The following is an 18,045-nucleotide window of genomic DNA, read 5'->3' on the forward strand; positions in this document are numbered from 1 at the left end:
AATACTAAAATAGTGCGTTCAGTTAAGATAAAGCATTAATTATGCCTAATTATTTAATTCCAGATAGTTTTGAAAAATTTAGCATTACCATTTCAATTAAACGGTCGTTAAATTTGTAATGAGGGTTGTGGCATGGGTAGCAAAATTCATCTTGGCCATCAATTTCTTCTTTCATGCCAATAAGGGCAAAAGCACCAGGCACTTCTTTAAGGTAATAACTAAAGTCTTCAGAAGCCATTAAAGGCATCATGAGTTCGGTTTGATTAAAATCATCGCCTAATGTTGTTTTTAAAACACTGCGATAACGCTCTGCCGCTTCAGGATTGTTAACGGTTGCGTCATAACGTGAAAAAACTTCAACCTGAGCGGTTACTCCGTAGGATTTTGCAGTATCTTCAGCAATTTGTTGAATAAGCTCATTAATTTGTGTGCGGTATTTTGAATCGGATAGACGAATACCGCCAGACATCTGAACTTTTTGCGGAATAATGGTAATACTTGATTCAGCTACAATGCTTGTTAAACTTACAACAGCCGCAGCTTGGGGCGGTAGACGACGGCTAACAATTTGTTGTAGGTTAAGTGTAATTGCGGCCGCTGCAATGACTGGATCGCGACAGGCTTCAGGTTGAGAAGCGTGGCCACCAATGCCTGTCACTTCTATTTTAAAACTGCCATTGCTGGACATAACAGGGCCATTTGGGCAAGCTGCAGTACTTAGTGCCATGGCTGGCCAGTTGTGCCAGCCAAAAATCATATCAATGCCTTCTAAAGCCCCATCTTCAATCATTTTTTTTGCGCCATGTCCGCCTTCTTCAGCAGGCTGAAATAACAAAGTAATTGGGTTTTTAAGTTGGGATTCATTATGCTTTAACCATAGTGCAGTGCCTAATAATGCAGCCATGTGACCATCGTGGCCACAGGCATGCATTTTGCCTGAAGCGGTTGAGCAGTAACTTAAGTCTGTTTGCTCTTGTATGGGCAGGGCATCCATATCAGCACGAAATGCTAAATGCTCTCCAGGTTTGTCGGCTGCCAAAACAGCAATTGTTCCGTATGTTGCACAAGGGCGCCAAGCAATATTCCATTTGTCTAAACATTCACGAATTTTTTTTGCGGTATTCTCTTCTTGCCAAGTTAATTCTGGATGTTTATGAAACCAGTGTCTTAGTTCAATTGCTTGTTGTACCGCTTTTTGCCAATCCATATTTACTTCCATAAACTTGTTAATAATTTATTTCATACTAGCAACTAAAAAAGGGTTCGCACAAATTCTTTTACATTTTTTTTGGTCAATAAAATAAAACACGTCTTTAGATTAGTGAATTAAAAAATGTGGCTTAAATGCTTTTTATTACAGGCTAAAAAGTTGATTGCTGGGCTTCGTTTTTTTATTTATGAGGGATTTTTAAATTTGTTTAGTTATTCACTGTGAGTGTAAATTTAAGGTGTTTTGTAATGGCTCATGGTGCGGAAAGCGCCAACCAATATTAAAACAGTAGTGATCTATCCTGCTGATAAAATTTATTGGTACAGAGGCGGTATGCAAGCTTGGAACGCTTTAGGGTTAACAACCGTTAAACCCTAATTTTACCAAAATACTCTCGCTTTTCGTGCTTGACCAAAGGTTCTACCAGATACTGTGTTCAACATTAGATGTCAAGCACAGTTCTTATATTCTGGATCAAAAGGTTTGCCGTGCTTTAATACGGCAAACACAATATGAATAAGTTTTCTCATTATTGCCACCACTCTTTTCTTTCCTTTTACGCCGTTGGCTTTTAACCGTTCTGAAAAACGCTTAATGACAGGGTTATGCTGAATGGCACTTAATGCTGGCATATACAATGCCTTTCTGAGTTCGGCATCGCCCATTTTGGACATCTTTGAGCTATTCAATGAGCTACCTGACTGACGAATTAACGGAGCAAGTCCCATAAAACTGGCCATGTGCTTGGCTTTGTCAAAATACTTTATATCACGAATTCCAACTAACAACCGAGTGGCGGTGGCTTCAGCAATACCGGGTATGGTTTCGAGTAGCTTAACTTGGCTCAGCAATTCATCGTCTGAGCGTAAGCACTTTTTTATTTTGGTTTCAATTTTTTTAAGTTGTTGACTCAAATGCGCAATCTGTTCTTGTTCAAACTCTTGAATCTCTAACTCTAGGCTGCTACCCATTTGATTTTTAAGTTGAATCTCTTGTTTTATTAGTAGAGATTGTACTCTGTGCCATTCTTGCAGTTTACGCAGTGTTGGCGACGGTGGTTGCCATGGCTTTGGGCGTTGTGTCATGGCAAAGTCAGCAATAAGTTTGGCATCTTCTTTATCGGTCTTGGTTCGATTCAGTTGCGATTGTGCATATCGCTTGATTCGGGTTGGGTTAACGACACTAACCGAAATCTTTTGTTCATAAAGTACCAAAGCTAAGCCAAGCGAGTATTTGCCAGTGGCTTCCATGACAATGGCACAATTTTGATTAGGCATCCATTGGATTAGGGCTTTATAGCCAAGTTCATCATTTAAAAAGCGTTTAACATCGCTTGTTTGAGCAATAGCGACATCAAAGTATTCTTTTCCTATATCAACACCAATATATGTTGTCATAATTTACCACCTTTATGTTTTGTGATAAGGTAATTATTGCTTGGTAAAATCACACTATGAGCAGACTAACCTTATGAATACAGGCTAAACGACGGTTTGCCTAAGATACTGTTCAGTTTATAGTGTGTGGGGATAAAGGTCTTAATCTGATAACCTGGATCACTTCGGTGTCCTTGGCCTGGTAACAAGATCTCTCTATCCCTTTACTAAGCGTCCCTAGTAAATTCTCCATTTCTGAAGAACACTTTCAACATATAAGGCCTGGTAAATTTTCAGAACTTGGGTTTTTAGATAGCAAAGACTTGCTTAACACAGTTGTTAAGCGGGTTTTTTATTGTCTAGTTTTTTAATTATAAGTCGTTAAATATAGGTCGTTAAATATAGGTAAATGTAGATTACTTTTATATCATTGGTAAGCGAATAATATTGAACAGTGAAGCACTAAATTAAGATAGATTATTTAATGTGGTTTATTTATTAGGCTTCTTGATTGCTTTTATAAAACACAAAAAATGATAATGATAGGTGTAAATAAATTGATAATTGCTATTTAATAAATAGTGTTATTATTATTTTAAGAATGTTCTTTATTGCAAACATAACGATGTCCGTATCGATGTTCGTATCAATATGCATTGTTCACACAAAGGTTAATTCATATGAATTTAAAAGAAAACGTTTATGGTTAACCTTGAACAAATGTCTATGACGCTTAATGCGTTACCTGATCCTGCTTTTTTGTTATCAAAAACAGGTAAGTATATAGCGGTTTTTGGTGGGCAAGATGAGCGTTATTACCATGATGGAAGTGATCTGGTCGGGTTGTATATTTCGGATTTAATTGAAGAAGAAAAAGCAACCTGGTTTCTTGAAAAAATTACTGAAGCACTGCAATCTAAAAAATTATTGATTGAAGAATATGAACTCAGCAATAAAGATGTAAAAGGTTTAACAGAATTGGGACCGCAAGACCCAATTTGGTTTGAGGGACGTATTCAAGCACTAGACTTTGTTATTGAAGGTGAAGAGATTGTTTTATGGGTAGCAAGCAATATTTCTAAACGACATGATTTAGAAATCAAGCTCCGTAAACTTAGTGATACCGACCAACTGACAGGACTGTTTAACCGAAGAAAATTAGAGCAGGATATGTCGTTACATTTTGAAGCTTTTTCAAGACACTCAACTGAAACAACGGTTGTTATGTACGATATAGATAATCTTAAACTCATTAATGATGGATTTGGTCATCATGTTGGAGACCAAGCTATTGTAGAAGTTGCCAATATTTGTCAATCGGCGCTAAGAAAAACCGATATAGCATGCCGTTTTGGCGGTGATGAATTTATTATTGTTTTACCCGGTATTGAATTGGAATACGGTATTCAATTTATAGAACGATTAAAAGAATTATTTAAAGAAGGTTTGCAACGCTTTTGCGCGGATAATGTAAATATTACCGTGAGCATGGGAATAACTTGCATTACGTCAAAAGATGAATCTCATGTAGATACCTTAAAACGCGCAGATTGTGCGTTATATGAGGCTAAGAAAAACGGTAAAAATAAAATTATTATTAGATGATGATTATCGCTATTGGATAATTTTGAACAAAACAATCACTTTACCAGGCCTGGTAAAGTGATTTAATTCATTGAAAATGATTGTTTAGTAAGGCCTAAGTTTTCAATGATTTTGGTAGGTAAATACTATTTATTAAGCTTTAGCGCTAAAGATACTGCTTTGTGTTCCAAGCAGTTCTTCAATAGAACTCATGTAACTATTACGATCTGCATCTGTTGCCGTATCAGAATAGTAACTGTCTAAAAGCGAATAAAGTTCTTCTAAAGAATCTTCACTTACATTATAGCCATCTTCTTGGCTTTGTGGCCCACCACCGGGAGGTGGAGGTGGTCTTTGACCGCCCATTTCACCAATGGATTGTGCATCAAAACCTGCAATAGACATTTCATCTTCTAAAGCTGTTCCAGGTTCAATTCCCGCATCTTGAAAAACGGCAATAATAGATTGTGCATCCGTTTCACTTAGGTTTTCTGTGTCATATTCCGCTAGAGTGTCACTTATCAGCTGCTTTTGTTCATCATTTAATGAGATCTGTTGCGAATTCTGATTTTGATTCTGTGAAATAGACGAAACCATCATAGATGTATTTGATACTGAACTAATCATGAGTATTTCTCCTTGTGTGTGGGCATGGAGAGTAAAAGTATTTATCTCTATTGCCTTAATGAGGCCTTTGCACGAGACCATGAACACATAAAAACAGCTATAATTCTCTATCTTTAAGCTAAAGAATTCTATCTTGTTTTTCTTGTGCCCCTGTCTCGTGAAAAGGTCTCTTAATTTCATTCTAAAAAAAGAATATGCAGAAAGTATGGAGTTTTTCTGCCTGTTCTTTTAAAAGCAAAAAAGTTAATAGAGCATTTGGATTAAAAGCCGTAAATCTATAATATTTTACGGCGTAGTGTTTTACATTAACGGCGTGGTGGTGGCACTTCGTCTTGTGTTAGATAGCCATCGCCATTTTTGTCAAAACGTTCAAAGTCATTTTCAAGCGGGCCACGAACTTCTTCTTTAGATAGCTTACCATCGTTGTTTTTATCAAAATCTTTAAATGGACCAGCATCTTTATTACTGTGTTGGTCATCATTTGGTTGATTATGATTAGGTCTATCGTTTGGTCGATGTTGATCTGGTTTTTTGTTAAAACGCTCATCCTGACGTACTTCACGGTCTTGGCATTTTGGTGGATGTACTTCAGGTTTGGTTAGGAACCCGTCGTGATTTTCATCAAGGATTTTGAAATCTTTTTTAAGAGGCCCTTTAACTTCTTTTAGGGATAATTTACCATCTTGGTTAAGGTCTAAGTCAACAAATGGATCTTTTCTATGCTCGTTTTGTTGCTTGGCATGTTGGTCATTTTGTTGGTTGCTTGAACCATCAACTGTTCGACACTCTGTTGGTTCTGGAGGGAACTGTTGGGCAACGGCATAGCCTGAAATAGAGATTAATCCAAGCATAATAAATTCTGAAATAAGACGCGAAAATTTAAATGTATTTGTTTTAGTTTTATTTAGTTTTGAATTATTGTCTTTAGGATTAGTAGGTAGATTTTTCATATTGATTATTCCACTTTGATTATTTGAAAAACTGAGTGAGACTTTTGGACGAGTTAATCAGTAGGAGAAAATGAAGAAAATACAATAACGTTTTTTGCTTAAGGGGATAAACAATAAACACAGCTTTTACTAATTAACTCGACCAAAAGTCTCTCTGAGTTAGGTGTATCTTAAATAATGAATATGAAGTAATTTTGTGCTAAATATGGAGGTTTTATTTTTGTTCAAATCGATAGCCAACACCGTAAACTGACTTTATCCAATCAAATGAATCATCAATACTTTGTATTTTTTTACGTAAATTTTTAATGTGGCTATCTATGGTTCGGTCGGTAATTACGCGGCCATCTGAGTAAATGCGGTCAATCAGTTGGTCGCGGTTAAAAACCTGGCCTTCATGATGATTAAAGTGCACCAATAATTTAAATTCAGCGGGTGTTAAATTGAGTAGTTGGTTGTTCACCCAAACTTGCATTTTATCTTCATCAATTTTAAGAGGATTTTGCTCTGCAATATTTGCGTTATCTGGCGATATCACGGTTCGTCTACGTAATACGTTTTTAACCCGAGCAACAACCTCTCTTGGGCTATATGGTTTGCAAATATAGTCATCTGCACCAAGCTCTAAACCTAAAAGGCGATCAATTTCTGCAATTTTAGCTGTGGCCATAATGACTGGCACGTCACTAAAAGTTTTTAGTTCACGAAATAGGTCTAAACCATCACGGTTTGGCAGCATAAGATCAAGCAATATTAATTCAGGATTATGTTCTTTTACCCAGTTAATGACGTTATTGCCATCATCAATGGTGTGAGTTTTAAACCCGGAATGTTCTAAGTATTCTGCAAGTACCTGGGCTAATGAAGGTTCATCTTCTACAATTAATATCATATTAAGTCCAATATTTAAGGGTTTTTAGGTAAGGTAATAATCACTTTTATGCCACCCAGTTTTGAATGTTCAGCGTGAATAGTCCCACTATGTGCGGTGACAATCTTTTGGCAAATAGAAAGCCCTAATCCAGAACCTCCATTAACTCGACTACGTGATTTATCAACTCGGTATAAACGTTGAAATAGTTTGGGGAGTTCTTCATCGCTAACGCCAGGGGCACTGTCTTCAATTTTAATAATAACGTTGTGATCAGATTCAAGTAAGCTCACTTTTACTAAGCCACCTTTATTGGTGTAGCGGTAACTGTTTTCTAATAGATTACTAAATAATTGTTGTAGATTTTTGGCATTAATTTTTAAAGAAACAGGGTGTGCTGAAATTTCGGTTAAATCAATACTAATTTGTTTTTGACTGAGTCTTAAAGCGTAACTTTCGCCCACAGAATTAAGTATCTCACGTATATCTACTGGATGATTTTGTTCGACAAGATGGGTATCGGTATCAGAAAGCGATAAAGCATATAGGTCTTCAACCAAGTTGGTTAGGTTTTCTACTTGTCGATGAAGTGAGCCAATGTATTTTGGATTCATGGGCCTTATGCCGTCTTGCAATGCTTCTATTTCACTTTTTAATACGGCTAAAGGTGTTCTAAGTTCATGGGATATATCACTTAACCATTGGTCACGTATTATTTTTTGCTGTTTTAAGGTGGAGACAAGTTGATTAAATGATTGAATTAAATCGCTCACCTCATCATTACCATAGCTATTAACCTGTGTTTCTAAATTACCTTTTTGTACCGCATCAGATGCTTTATGAAGGGCTTTAAGCGGTTTAAGTAATATCTTAACTAACACAAAAGCGACAAATAACGTTAAGAGTAAAGTGGCTAAAGTGATGGTAAATGTATTTTTAGATTGTGAATATAAAAAGGCCTTGGCTAATTTATTTGAAATTTGCGTGTTTTGCAGTAAATCAAGCGTAGCAATTTGTTTATTTTGTAGCATAACGGGGATTTTTTTATGCACAAAAGAATGGTTTGAATGAGGTTCGTTTTGTATTGCACTTTCAATTAAATATTGACCATTATTGGTTAATAAACTCAAGCGAATACTTAACGGCGTAATAAAATCAGAATTATTTTGCTGAAGATTTTCTGGTTCTTGTTGAGGTCTATCTCTTCGCGGTCTATCTCTTCTAGGTGGAGGAGGTAATTCACCAATTTGTCGAAGAAGGTTTGCCCAAACATGGGGAGATTCTGTGACTTGTTGCCAACCATTTTCTTCAGAATAATATTTAACCAGTCTTTCTGCCAGTAACTTGGTTTTAGCCACTTCTTCTTGGTTAAGGTATTCTTGTAGCCCTTGTTGAAAATTGTGGTTAATTAAAGCACTCATGCCAATCAATAAAAGCACGCTACTAAGCAATAAAGGTATAAATAGTTTGTAAAAAAATGGAATTCGCATACTGGAGTTTTGTTAAAACCTATGAATTGACTATGGATGATAAGTTTAATATACCTGAGCGAAATGCTAAAAATATAAAATATGGCTCTTAATGTTAAGTGAGACCTTTGGACGAGACAGGGGCACAAGAAAAACAAGATAGAATTCTTTAGATTTAGGCTAAAAAATACGCATAATAACGAGTTATTGGGCGAATTTTTTAGCTTGAAGATAGAGAATTATAGCTGTTTTTATGTGTTCATGGTCTCGTGCAAAGGTCTCTAAGTAATTTACAAAACAATTATGAAGAGAGTAAGGAGTCGAGAAGATGTTTTTAGTAAAAAATTTAACGGCTTCTTTTGATTAAAAGCTTAACTTTATTGTAAAAAGATAAGTGATATCAAGAAAGTGAGCGTTAAGTCGTTTTAAATTACCGTATGCTAACAAGTCATGGTTAATTATAAGGGATACCAGGCCTGCTAAATTTCACGAATGAATGAAAGATTATGTGATTTTCTTTATGATTTATAAGTGTATATTAAATATTTAGATGTTTTTATTATTACAGTATTAAGTTTTTACCGTGTTTATTACCGTATTTATTGCAGTATTTAGGTACGGCATTATTGAATATAAAATGGCTAAATCAACAATAAATTTTAGATTTTTTTACTGAGAAATGTTGTTTATTTTTAATGTTTAAAATTGTTATTTGTAGTCAATTAGGAGTGAATTATGTTGATGAGATTTAGTGTCGTTTCAGGCCCTAGTATTGATATGTATGAAAAACAAGGGTTAGAAATGTTGCAAGCAATGGGGTTGAGTGGAACTGTACCAAGTGCCATGTCGCCAGAGGATATTTTACCTGCCATTAAAAAGCTTGAAAGTAGGCTGAATGCGAATAACACCAGTGATAAAAACACAAATAGTGGTGATTACAACAATGATTCTATTGATGCTAAAACGCGTGCTTTTCCTTTAATTGAATTACTCAAAAAAGCTGAAAAAGAGCAAAAATCAGTTATGTGGGAGATGGTTTAAAAGCCAATATCAGTTTTAATTTACATTAAGATGATTGTGTAATTTATTGAAATTGTTATAAATAATATTATTTATTTAAGAGCAAAAGAAATTGCTGCTTTGTTTTAATGTTGAGTAGGTTTCTAACGTAAAACTAAATAGATGAGCGGTTAACTTTAATAAAAGCATCACACAAAAATTGATCTGTTAACGTTAGATAAATAAAAAGATGATGCCTATTATTGAGGTTGATTTTAATAAAGTGAACGGTGATGTTGGATTTTATGAAACAACATTAATACGGCATTAAACATAATAAAATCTGGAATAAAGTTAAATAAAATGAAAAAGGTCGTTTGGTAGTCGGCTAAGAAGTAGGGTAAACCAATATCTTGAATGACATGCGTAACAATTATATAGTTGAGTATAAATAAAGGGGTGCTAAAAATGATCGCTTTTTTAAAGGCTTCTTTAAGTGTTGAACGTTGAGGTGTTATGTCTGTCATGCTGGAATTCATTTATATATCCTTATATTAAGTCTTAAGTAGAAAAGCGAACAGACTTTATATTAAAGTAAGAAAAATTGTTTTTACTTGAAAAATCATGACGATTGACGCTAAAGCTTGAATTCTTTATGTCTCTTTAATTGATGTATACAGGCAACGATGCTTGTTTTTTGTGATGTTTTGTATGAACGGATTAATGTTTTATTTATCACAAATAATTCATTATTTAAATCAATGAAAAGTTCAAAATCAAAATGTTTTTTAAATTTCAATATTAAAATCTTGGAGGTTTTATGGAAAGGTTACAAGAAACAGGCGCAATGATGGGACGCCTAATGAAAGATATGCCAGATCAGTTAAAGCAGTTTGCTGGTTTTGTAAAAATTGCAGAGTCTGATGGCGCCTTAGAAGAAAAAACCAAACATTTGATGTTGTTGTCATTAGGCGTGGCATTTCAGTGTTCTTGGTGTATTGCTGTGCATGTCAAAGGATGTGTCGATCAAAAGGCAAGCAAAGAAGAGATTCTTGAAGCCGCAATGATGGCCGTGGTAATGGGAGGTGGACCAAAACTTATGTATATAGAAGTGGTTTACGAAGAACTGGATAAATACTTTAAGTAAACTACGTTTACAATGATATTAACCCGTTTAGCAAACAAATAGAGTGCGTTAAACGGGTTTTTTATTATGCTTTTTTAAGCATTGTATTTTGATGATTACGATTAATAAATTTAATTAATTTTAGTATTGAGTAACTAAGTATTGGGGGAAAAATGAAAACAATCATTGTTATGATTTTATTAATGTTTAGCCTATCGGCTTCTGCTAATTCTGTTGAAGGCATGATTAATGTTGAAAGCACTCTAAATGTTAAGCAAACAGCCGATAAAATGGAACAGGTTTTAAAAGAGAAAGGTATGACGATTTTTAACCGAATTGAGCATACAAAAGGCGCCAAAAAAGTAGGCATTGATCTTAGAGATACCGTGTTAATTATATTTGGTAATCCAAAAGCGGGTAGCCCTTTAATGAAATGCCAGCAAACTGTTGCTTTAGATTTGCCACAAAAAGCGCTTATTTGGCAAGATAAAAACTCAAAAGTATGGGTTTCTTATAATAGCCCACAGTATTTAGCGCAAAGACATAGCATAAAAGGTTGTGATAAAAACTTATCTAAAGTAGAAAAAGCGTTAGCCGCTATTGTTAACCTATCCATCAAGTAAACATAAATAAATGTTCGCCGTTGTAACTATGGCGTGCAAAAAAGAGTGAGCATAGATGTTACAAATTGAAATTCCAGGCAATGAGACAGTTGTTTTAAAGCATTTAGTTTTGGATTATAACGGCACAATTGCCTGTGATGGCGAACTTAAAAAAAGCCTATTGCCAAAGTTAGATTTACTTTCTAAACAATTACAAATTCATGTGATTACGGCCGATACTCATGGCTCTGTTCATAAGGCATTAGCTAAAGATTTTGTGACCATTCATGTAATTTCAAAAGAAAATCAGGATAAACAAAAACAAACCTATATTAAACAGTTAGGTGCAAGCTGTTGTGTTGCGGTGGGGAATGGGTTTAATGATGCTTTAATGCTTAAAGAGTCTGTATTAGGCATTGTATTGATGCAAGAAGAAGGCTGTGCCACAAAAACACTTTTAGCCAGTGATTTAGTGTTTAGTTCGGCAGATGATGTAATGGATTCATTATTAAATCCAAAGCGGATTATTGCCTCATTACGAAATGGATAAAGCGTCAAACGGATTGTTGGGTAGACAAACGAAATGACTAAAGTCACTATGATTTTAAACGTCTAATTTTAACCCTTTGATTTAGTTGCTTTAATCGCTAAATCGTTATTTGAAAATGCAAAATAATGTGTATGTCGTTTAAAGAAATGGGATGACACAAAACGAAACCGTTTGTTTTAAAAAGCGAGAATTTTAAGTCTATGTTAGACTTTAATATCATATATTTTTAAAAATAAGCTCGAATAGCATGCCTGCATTCAATTAAATAAATAACCCGTTGTATTCATTAGAAAAGGCTTTAAGGCAGCCAAAATTAACTCACGTTGTTTATATATTAAGACATTTTAGAGCGCCATTACCGTGACAAGTTTATTTAAAAGAGTACGACAAAAGCTACGAAAATATAAAAAATGGCCGCCCATTGGAACGGTATTTTTAATATTATTTCTGCTTGTCTTTTTGTTTACCTGTTTAGTCTTTAAATACCATCAGCCAAAGATGGAACGACAGATTTTTGATAAACTTTCAGCGATTAATCATCTTAAAGCCAATCAAATTAGTAGTTGGTTAATTGCTCAAGAGAAAGTTGTTAATGCTCTGGCTAGCAATAAAACCCTACAAAACCAAACCGCCTTATTTCTTAAACAAAGAAGCTTGATGCAAAAAGAGATTGAAAAAGAATTGTTGTATTCTTTTCAGCGGTTATCTTCTTATGAATCAATAACTCTGGTTTCGCCTAAAAATGAGGTTTTGCTTCATGTGGGTAAAGACCTTTTAGTGACGAATGATTCAGCCTCTTTAATACATCAAAGCAAAACAGATAACGCCGTTAAACACGGTGATATTATGTTAAGTAATGATGGCGAGTCTTACCTAAATTTTGTTATTCCGATTCGGCATGAATCACAAGCAAATAATCCTCTCATTGCATATTTGATTATTCATATAAATACCAATAAGTATCTTTTTCCCTACCTTGAATATTGGCCTAATTTAAGTGCCACGGGCGAAACTTTATTAGTGCGTAAAAAAAATAACAGAGTAGAGTTTTTAAGTCCTTTACGTCATTCACCTGTTAATGGTTTATTGCATGGTAAAGCTTACTCAATGACGAATCATAATCTACCTGCTATGGTCGCGATAGAGAAACAAAAAACAGGGTCGTTAGTAGGTAAAGATTATCGTGATGTTAAAGTTTTTGCATCTTTTGAACCGGTTCCAAATACCAGTTGGATGCTTGTTTCTAAGGTGGACGTTAAAGAGGCCTCTGTTGCGCTAAATGATTTGATTTTTTTACTGAGCATGATTGGTTTATTTGCGGCATTTATTCTTGGCTTATTGTTAATGGCCTTATTTAAAAAACATCTTCGCACTCTTGAACTAGAAGCCATTGCAGAAAAAAAACAATCTGAATACGCCATCTCTAACTTTTATGAATTGCCCTTTATTGGCATGGCTATTCTTGAGCCTAATAGCCAGAAATGGGTTAGATTTAATAATTCTTTTTCAAAATTATTGGGTTACTCTTCTGAAGAGTTAATGATGATGGATATCAATGATATTCTTCAACAAGAGGACTACGATAAGTTTATTTCAGAACTTACTCATCTTAATGATACTGAACATCAAGGTTTTACCTTAAACGCACTACTACGCCATAAAAATGGAACGACACTTTCCGTTATTCTTAATGTTAAATATGTACCCCGTCAAAATGACAGCAGTGAATTTTTGCTGGTAACCGTTCAAGATGTTACCGAATTAATGTTAGTTTCTGAGCAGTATTTAAATTACCAAGGTCATCTAAAAACATTGATTCAAACCATTCCTGATTTAGTTTGGCTCAAAGATAACAAGGGGGGTTATCTTAGTTGTAACACCATGTTTGAAAGGTTTTTTGGAGCAAAAGAAATAAATATTATTGGCAAAACGGATTATGACTTTATAGATAAAGACATAGCCGATAATTTTCGTAAAAATGATTTAGTTGCAATGAAAAAAAACGGATCAACCGAAAATGAAGAGTGGTTAAACTTTGCAGATAAAAGTTATCAAGGCCTTTTTGCCACCATTAAAACACCAATGAAAGATGAAAGTGGTCAAGTCATTGGTGTACTGGGTATTTCTCGTGATATTACGGTGCGTAAGAAAGCTTTAGAAAAGTTAGAAAGATTAACGCAACTTTACTCAGCCATGAACCAAGTTAATGAAGCTATCATGCGCTGTGACAATGAAAAAGAATTATTTGAACAGATTTGTCGAGTTGTCGTGGAAATTGGTGGAATGAAAATGGCCTGGATAGGGATGGTTGATTCTGAGTCTAAGCAAGTTTCTCCTATAGCATCTCACGGTACAGGTATTGAGTATTTAGAGAACATAAACATTTCTACAGACAAAGACACGCTAGTGGGTATAGGGCCTGTTGGCACAGCTATTAGAGATAAGTCTCCTTATTGGTGCCAGGATTTTAAAAATGATTTAAATATGATTGCATGGCATGAACGTGGCGAACAATTCGGCTGGCAGTCTTTGGCTTCTTTACCGTTATATCAAAATAATCAAGTCGTTGGTGCGTTAAGTATCTATTCAGATGTTTTGCATGCATTTAATAAAACAGAAAAAGAACTTCTGTCAGATATCGCTAATAATATAAGTTTTGCTCTAAATGCATTTGTTCGCGAAAGAGCAAAAAAAGAGTCTGAATTGGCGCGAGATGAAATTCTTACGCGCCTTACTAAACTAGCAGGGCGTTTACCAGGTATGGTTTACCAATTTCGCCTTAAGCCTGATGGTTCAATGAGTTTTCCATTTGCAAGTGAAGCGATATCTACAATCTATAGGCTCAACCCAGAAGATGTGTTTGAGGATGCTTCTGTCGTTAAAACACGTATATATGAAGAAGATATACAAGATTTGTTTGAATCTATTGAAGAATCGGCAAAAAACCTAACTCTTTGGAAAAAAGAATACCGAGTGAAATTTGATGATGGTTGCGTACGCTGGTTGTCTGGTAATGCCGTACCTGAAAAAGAAAGTGACGGCTCTATTTTATGGCATGGGTTTTTAACAGATATAACGGAAGCTAAGGCAATTGAAGATAAAGTTAAGCTTGCATCTAAAGTTTTTGAGCAGAGCAATGAGGGCATTATGATTACAGATGCGAATCAAAAAATATTGCTCGTTAATAAAGCATTTGAAAAAATTACAGGTTATAACCAACAAGATGCTTTGGGTATGCGACCCAGTATGCTGCATTCAGGGCGTAACACCCCGGAGTTTTATCAAGATTTATGGAAAAGCATAGATCAAAAAGGCTATTGGCATGGGGAAATTTGGAATAAACGAAAAACGGGTGAGATTTATCCTGAATGGTTGTCTATTAGTAGAGGAGAAGATAAGCAAGGACAAGTAACGGAGTATGTAGGTATATTCAGCGATATTTCAATGAATAAAGAGAATGAAGAACGCATACAGTACCTAGCGCATTATGACCCTTTAACCAATTTAGTAAACCGTCAATTATTAATGGATCGGTTAAAATACGCAATTAGTACGGCTAAACGAAACCAGTCGCTATTGTCGCTTCTTTTTATTGATTTAGATCATTTTAAAAATGTAAATGACACCCTTGGTCATCCTATTGGCGATAAATTGTTAATTGAAATCTCAAAACGAATGTTATCTGTTTTACGAGAAGTGGATACGCTTTCACGTCATGGAGGTGATGAATTTGTTGCTCTTTTACCTGATGTTGGCGAAGAAAACGCCGCACATGTTGCTGAAAAAATAGTGCACGCTATTTCACAAAAGTTACAAATAGATGCTTATGAACTCTTTATAACGCCTTCTATTGGTATTGCGGTTTATCCGCAAGACGGAGAAGATATGCCAACCTTGTTAAAAAATGCTGATGCCGCAATGTATCAAGCAAAAGAAGATGGTCGTAATGTCTTTAGATTTTATACCGATTCTATGCAGGTACGGGCGTTAAGGGTTAGTGTAATAGAAAACGCCTTGCGTACCGCTTTAGAAAAAAATGAAATCACTTTAAATTATCAACCTCAACTCAGCGCAAAAACAGGAGAAGTTCTTGGTGCAGAAGCTTTGATTCGCTGGACACACCCCGAGCTAGGTATTGTTAGCCCCGCAGAATTTATTCCAATAGCCGAGCAAAGTGGACAAATTTTAAAGTTAAGCGATTGGGTTTTACGACAAGCGGTTGAACAACTTAAACAGTTTCTTAATCAAGGTTTTTCAGATTTTGTTATGGCTATTAATTTGTCTGCTGTTGATTTTCAGCAGTCTACTTTGCCACAACAAATAGTTGGTTTATTAGAGGAATTACAAGTTGCTCCTAATCTGTTAGAAGTAGAACTCACCGAGAGTGTTGCGATGGCAAATCCTGATTCTGCGGTTGAGATGATTAATAATCTGTCAGATACGGGAATTAATGTTGCCATTGATGATTTTGGTACAGGTTATTCTTCATTAAGCTACCTTAAAAGATTTCATGTTAATAAAGTTAAGATAGACCAGTCTTTTGTGAGGGAGTTAAATAATAATGAAGAAGATAGAGCTATTATTAAAGCAATTATTAATTTAGCCAAAAACTTAGGGTTAAAAACCATTGCTGAAGGGGTTGAGACCGTAGAGCAATTGAGCTATTTACAAAAAGAAGGCTGTGATGAAATACAAGGTTATTTTTACAGTAAACCATTGTCAGCCAATGAGTTTAGTCGTTATCTAACGTCTCATAAAACATAATGAGTTTTATATGTGTCACATTAGATTAAATATTCGTTTTATTACCATGTCACGCATCAATATATAAAAGTCGTTTAGCTATTGAGTTAAACGGCTTTTTTATTGAGTTTAATTACGTATTTTACTTGCTGTATTATAGTGACTGTAGGTTATTAAAAGATTATCGTTTTATAGAAAAAGTAGAGGAAGATGTATGCAAGATTTAATAGAAAAGTTCAATATAGATCAATATGTTCCGGTGGTATTAGAAGGTTCTACCAATGTATTGTTTGCGGTTTTAATTTTAGTTATTGGTCTTTTTGTTGCCAATAAAGTAAAAGCCATTATTATTAAAGCCGCGCAAAAATACCAAAATTTAGATGACACCTTATTTAGTTTTTTAGGCAATGTCGCTAAATACATTATTTTAGCGTTTGTAATTATTGCGGTATTAAACCGTTTTGGTATTCAAACCGCCTCTATTATTGCTTTATTGGGTGCGGCAGGTTTAGCCATTGGCTTGGCTTTGCAAGGTACATTAACCAATTTGGCCGCAGGGGTTATGTTGTTGATGTTTAGACCTTACAAAGTAGGTGACTTTATTGATGCGGCTGGTAAGTTTGGTAATGTGACTGAAATTGACTTGTTTACTACGATATTGCAAACGTTTGATAACCAGCAAATTATTATTCCAAATAGTCAAATTTGGGGCAGCCAAATCATTAACCATTCACATCATGATATTCGTGGTGTGGACATGACTTTTGGTGTGGCATATAAAGAAAATACCGATGAAGTGCGTAAAGTCATTAATTCTGTATTAGATAATCATCCTAATATTTTAAAAACGCCGGCACCTTTTGTTGAAGTTTCAACCTTAAATGATAGTTCGGTTGATTTTATTGTTCGTCCGTTCTGCAAAGGAGAACACTATTTTGATGTTTTGTTTACAGTGCCTGAGCTAATTAAAAAAGCATTAGATGAAGCGGATATAGAAATACCGTTTCCTCACCGTAAAATTATTATGGTCAAAGAGGGTGAAGAGTAATAGAGTTTAAACAGTAGAGATTTATCTCTATATAAATAACTAATTGAAATACATAAGTAAATGCTTGTAGTTAGATGTTATTTAACGAGAGTTAATTACCATATTTTCTCAGTTTTACCAGGCCTGCATATTCTTTACAGGCCTGGTAAAACACGCTTTTAAATGGTTAAACGGGTTGATTTTTGACCTTAATTCTTAGCCAGAAAAATTGATTCAAAGTAAGTATAAAATTGGCCTGTTTTGCATAAGTGAAAGTAATTGGAATCAGCCATATTTATAGACTACTCTTCTTTAGACATTTGTTATTTATCTACCAAGGAGAGCATTAATATGTCTTTATCTCGAGCTACTTTTTTACAACTTTTATTTACCTTTTTTGTTTTAACTTTTTCAATGCCAAGTTCTGCGGAGTCTTTAAATAATAAAGAAGCCATGCATGGCCTAAAAAGTATGCACGTTATTTATGATATTCGTAAATCTAATCCCAACGCCATGCTGGTGTATTTAAAAGGCATTGAATCTAACCGAACTAATTTAATTAAAGAGGGCGTTGAACCTCATCAAAGAATTATCTTTATTGCCAAAGCGGTTAAATTTATTACTACCAAACCTTCTGAAGACGTAGAGATGGAATACGGTTCTGTTTTACAAAATATTGCGACGCAGATTGCACGTTTAAATAAACTGGGCGTTAAAATGGAAGTTTGTTCAGCGGCCACCGCTGCTTTTGGTGTAGATAATGCAACGCTTTTACCCGGTATAAAAGTAGTTCGTTCTGGCTTTCTATCGGTTATGGGTTGGCAAGCACAAGGTTATCAATTAGTACCTGTTTACGACACTTTATAATAATCAATAAAAAATATACTTTACCAGCATCAACCTTCTTAAAG

The 18,045-nt window shown here is 34.9% G+C and carries 16 protein-coding genes; 9 read left to right on the forward strand and 7 right to left on the reverse strand.

Annotated features, from left to right (window positions below; translation table 11 throughout):
• Positions 1-49: 49 nt before the first annotated feature.
• Positions 50-1,207: a N(2)-acetyl-L-2,4-diaminobutanoate deacetylase DoeB2 gene (gene doeB2 / locus ACYQ0E_RS06215; RefSeq protein WP_460187376.1), complete on the reverse strand. Its 1,158-nt coding sequence runs from the start codon at positions 1,205-1,207 to the stop codon at positions 50-52.
• A gap of 258 nt (positions 1,208-1,465) precedes the next feature.
• On the opposite strand from doeB2, the gene ACYQ0E_RS06220 reads away from it, so the two are divergent.
• Positions 1,466-1,588, forward strand: coding sequence for a hypothetical protein (locus ACYQ0E_RS06220; RefSeq protein WP_460187377.1), 123 nt, complete (start codon positions 1,466-1,468; stop codon positions 1,586-1,588).
• Between the two features lie 71 nt (positions 1,589-1,659).
• On the opposite strand, the gene ACYQ0E_RS06225 is transcribed toward ACYQ0E_RS06220, so the two are convergent.
• Positions 1,660-2,607 (reverse strand): IS110 family RNA-guided transposase, encoded by a 948-nt coding sequence (locus ACYQ0E_RS06225; RefSeq protein WP_460187378.1) that lies wholly within the window; start codon positions 2,605-2,607, stop codon positions 1,660-1,662.
• A 681-nt stretch (positions 2,608-3,288) separates the two neighbouring features.
• Between ACYQ0E_RS06225 and ACYQ0E_RS06230 the strand changes: the two genes are divergently transcribed.
• The gene (locus ACYQ0E_RS06230; RefSeq protein ID WP_460187379.1) at positions 3,289-4,191 is read left to right on the forward strand and encodes a GGDEF domain-containing protein; all 903 of its coding nucleotides are present in this window, start codon (positions 3,289-3,291) and stop codon (positions 4,189-4,191) included.
• Positions 4,192-4,323: 132 nt separating this feature from the next.
• Here ACYQ0E_RS06230 and ACYQ0E_RS06235 read toward each other — a convergent pair whose 3' ends face one another.
• The 4 genes from ACYQ0E_RS06235 to ACYQ0E_RS06250 all read right to left on the reverse strand — a co-directional run bounded on the left by ACYQ0E_RS06235 (position 4,324) and on the right by ACYQ0E_RS06250 (position 8,108).
• A complete protein-coding gene (locus ACYQ0E_RS06235) occupies positions 4,324-4,797 on the reverse strand; it encodes a hypothetical protein (protein ID WP_460187380.1) in 474 nt (157 codons plus the stop codon).
• Positions 4,798-5,102: 305 nt separating this feature from the next.
• Positions 5,103-5,747 carry an EF-hand domain-containing protein gene (locus ACYQ0E_RS06240; RefSeq protein WP_460187381.1) on the reverse strand — a complete coding sequence of 215 codons (645 nt, stop codon included), beginning with the start codon at positions 5,745-5,747 and terminating at the stop codon, positions 5,103-5,105.
• Positions 5,748-5,961: 214 nt separating this feature from the next.
• Positions 5,962-6,639: a response regulator gene (locus ACYQ0E_RS06245; protein ID WP_460187382.1), complete on the reverse strand. Its 678-nt coding sequence runs from the start codon at positions 6,637-6,639 to the stop codon at positions 5,962-5,964.
• 14 nt (positions 6,640-6,653) lie between these two features.
• Positions 6,654-8,108, reverse strand: a complete 1,455-nt coding sequence (locus tag ACYQ0E_RS06250) for an ATP-binding protein (RefSeq protein ID WP_460187383.1) — start codon at positions 8,106-8,108, stop codon at positions 6,654-6,656.
• 714 nt (positions 8,109-8,822) lie between these two features.
• Between ACYQ0E_RS06250 and ACYQ0E_RS06255 the strand changes: the two genes are divergently transcribed.
• On the forward strand, positions 8,823-9,128 hold the full coding sequence (locus tag ACYQ0E_RS06255; protein WP_460187384.1) for a DUF1840 family protein: 306 nt from the start codon (positions 8,823-8,825) through the stop codon (positions 9,126-9,128).
• A 233-nt stretch (positions 9,129-9,361) separates the two neighbouring features.
• Here the strand turns inward: ACYQ0E_RS06255 and ACYQ0E_RS06260 are convergent, their stop codons facing one another.
• Complete coding sequence (locus ACYQ0E_RS06260; protein WP_460187385.1) at positions 9,362-9,625, reverse strand: hypothetical protein; 264 nt, start codon at positions 9,623-9,625, stop codon at positions 9,362-9,364.
• A gap of 281 nt (positions 9,626-9,906) precedes the next feature.
• On the opposite strand from ACYQ0E_RS06260, the gene ACYQ0E_RS06265 reads away from it, so the two are divergent.
• The 6 genes from ACYQ0E_RS06265 (at position 9,907) to ACYQ0E_RS06290 (ending at position 18,001) form a co-directional block, all read left to right on the forward strand.
• Positions 9,907-10,233: a carboxymuconolactone decarboxylase family protein gene (locus ACYQ0E_RS06265; protein ID WP_460187386.1), complete on the forward strand. Its 327-nt coding sequence runs from the start codon at positions 9,907-9,909 to the stop codon at positions 10,231-10,233.
• Between the two features lie 152 nt (positions 10,234-10,385).
• Entirely contained in the window at positions 10,386-10,835 is a 450-nt protein-coding gene (locus tag ACYQ0E_RS06270) for a DUF302 domain-containing protein (RefSeq protein ID WP_460187387.1), read from the forward strand.
• Between the two features lie 55 nt (positions 10,836-10,890).
• Entirely contained in the window at positions 10,891-11,364 is a 474-nt protein-coding gene (locus tag ACYQ0E_RS06275; RefSeq protein ID WP_460187388.1) for an HAD family hydrolase, read from the forward strand.
• A 498-nt stretch (positions 11,365-11,862) separates the two neighbouring features.
• Positions 11,863-16,128: an EAL domain-containing protein gene (locus tag ACYQ0E_RS06280; protein WP_460187389.1), complete on the forward strand. Its 4,266-nt coding sequence runs from the start codon at positions 11,863-11,865 to the stop codon at positions 16,126-16,128.
• Positions 16,129-16,321: 193 nt separating this feature from the next.
• Positions 16,322-17,155 (forward strand): mechanosensitive ion channel family protein, encoded by an 834-nt coding sequence (locus ACYQ0E_RS06285; RefSeq protein WP_460187390.1) that lies wholly within the window; start codon positions 16,322-16,324, stop codon positions 17,153-17,155.
• A 330-nt stretch (positions 17,156-17,485) separates the two neighbouring features.
• Positions 17,486-18,001 (forward strand): DsrE family protein, encoded by a 516-nt coding sequence (locus ACYQ0E_RS06290; RefSeq protein WP_460187391.1) that lies wholly within the window; start codon positions 17,486-17,488, stop codon positions 17,999-18,001.
• Positions 18,002-18,045 lie beyond the last annotated feature (44 nt).

The organism is Thiomicrorhabdus hydrogeniphila (assembly GCF_054656895.1).

Coding starts and splice junctions, on each gene's coding strand:
- doeB2 (WP_460187376.1), bottom strand. CDS start 1,207: ATGGATTGGCAAAAAGCGGTACAACAAGCAATTGAACTAAGACACTGG.
- ACYQ0E_RS06220 (WP_460187377.1), top strand. CDS start 1,466: ATGGTGCGGAAAGCGCCAACCAATATTAAAACAGTAGTGATCTATCCT.
- ACYQ0E_RS06225 (WP_460187378.1), bottom strand. CDS start 2,607: ATGACAACATATATTGGTGTTGATATAGGAAAAGAATACTTTGATGTC.
- ACYQ0E_RS06230 (WP_460187379.1), top strand. CDS start 3,289: ATGGTTAACCTTGAACAAATGTCTATGACGCTTAATGCGTTACCTGAT.
- ACYQ0E_RS06235 (WP_460187380.1), bottom strand. CDS start 4,797: ATGATTAGTTCAGTATCAAATACATCTATGATGGTTTCGTCTATTTCA.
- ACYQ0E_RS06240 (WP_460187381.1), bottom strand. CDS start 5,747: ATGAAAAATCTACCTACTAATCCTAAAGACAATAATTCAAAACTAAAT.
- ACYQ0E_RS06245 (WP_460187382.1), bottom strand. CDS start 6,639: ATGATATTAATTGTAGAAGATGAACCTTCATTAGCCCAGGTACTTGCA.
- ACYQ0E_RS06250 (WP_460187383.1), bottom strand. CDS start 8,108: ATGCGAATTCCATTTTTTTACAAACTATTTATACCTTTATTGCTTAGT.
- ACYQ0E_RS06255 (WP_460187384.1), top strand. CDS start 8,823: ATGTTGATGAGATTTAGTGTCGTTTCAGGCCCTAGTATTGATATGTAT.
- ACYQ0E_RS06260 (WP_460187385.1), bottom strand. CDS start 9,625: ATGAATTCCAGCATGACAGACATAACACCTCAACGTTCAACACTTAAA.
- ACYQ0E_RS06265 (WP_460187386.1), top strand. CDS start 9,907: ATGGAAAGGTTACAAGAAACAGGCGCAATGATGGGACGCCTAATGAAA.
- ACYQ0E_RS06270 (WP_460187387.1), top strand. CDS start 10,386: ATGAAAACAATCATTGTTATGATTTTATTAATGTTTAGCCTATCGGCT.
- ACYQ0E_RS06275 (WP_460187388.1), top strand. CDS start 10,891: ATGTTACAAATTGAAATTCCAGGCAATGAGACAGTTGTTTTAAAGCAT.
- ACYQ0E_RS06280 (WP_460187389.1), top strand. CDS start 11,863: ATGGAACGACAGATTTTTGATAAACTTTCAGCGATTAATCATCTTAAA.
- ACYQ0E_RS06285 (WP_460187390.1), top strand. CDS start 16,322: ATGCAAGATTTAATAGAAAAGTTCAATATAGATCAATATGTTCCGGTG.
- ACYQ0E_RS06290 (WP_460187391.1), top strand. CDS start 17,486: ATGTCTTTATCTCGAGCTACTTTTTTACAACTTTTATTTACCTTTTTT.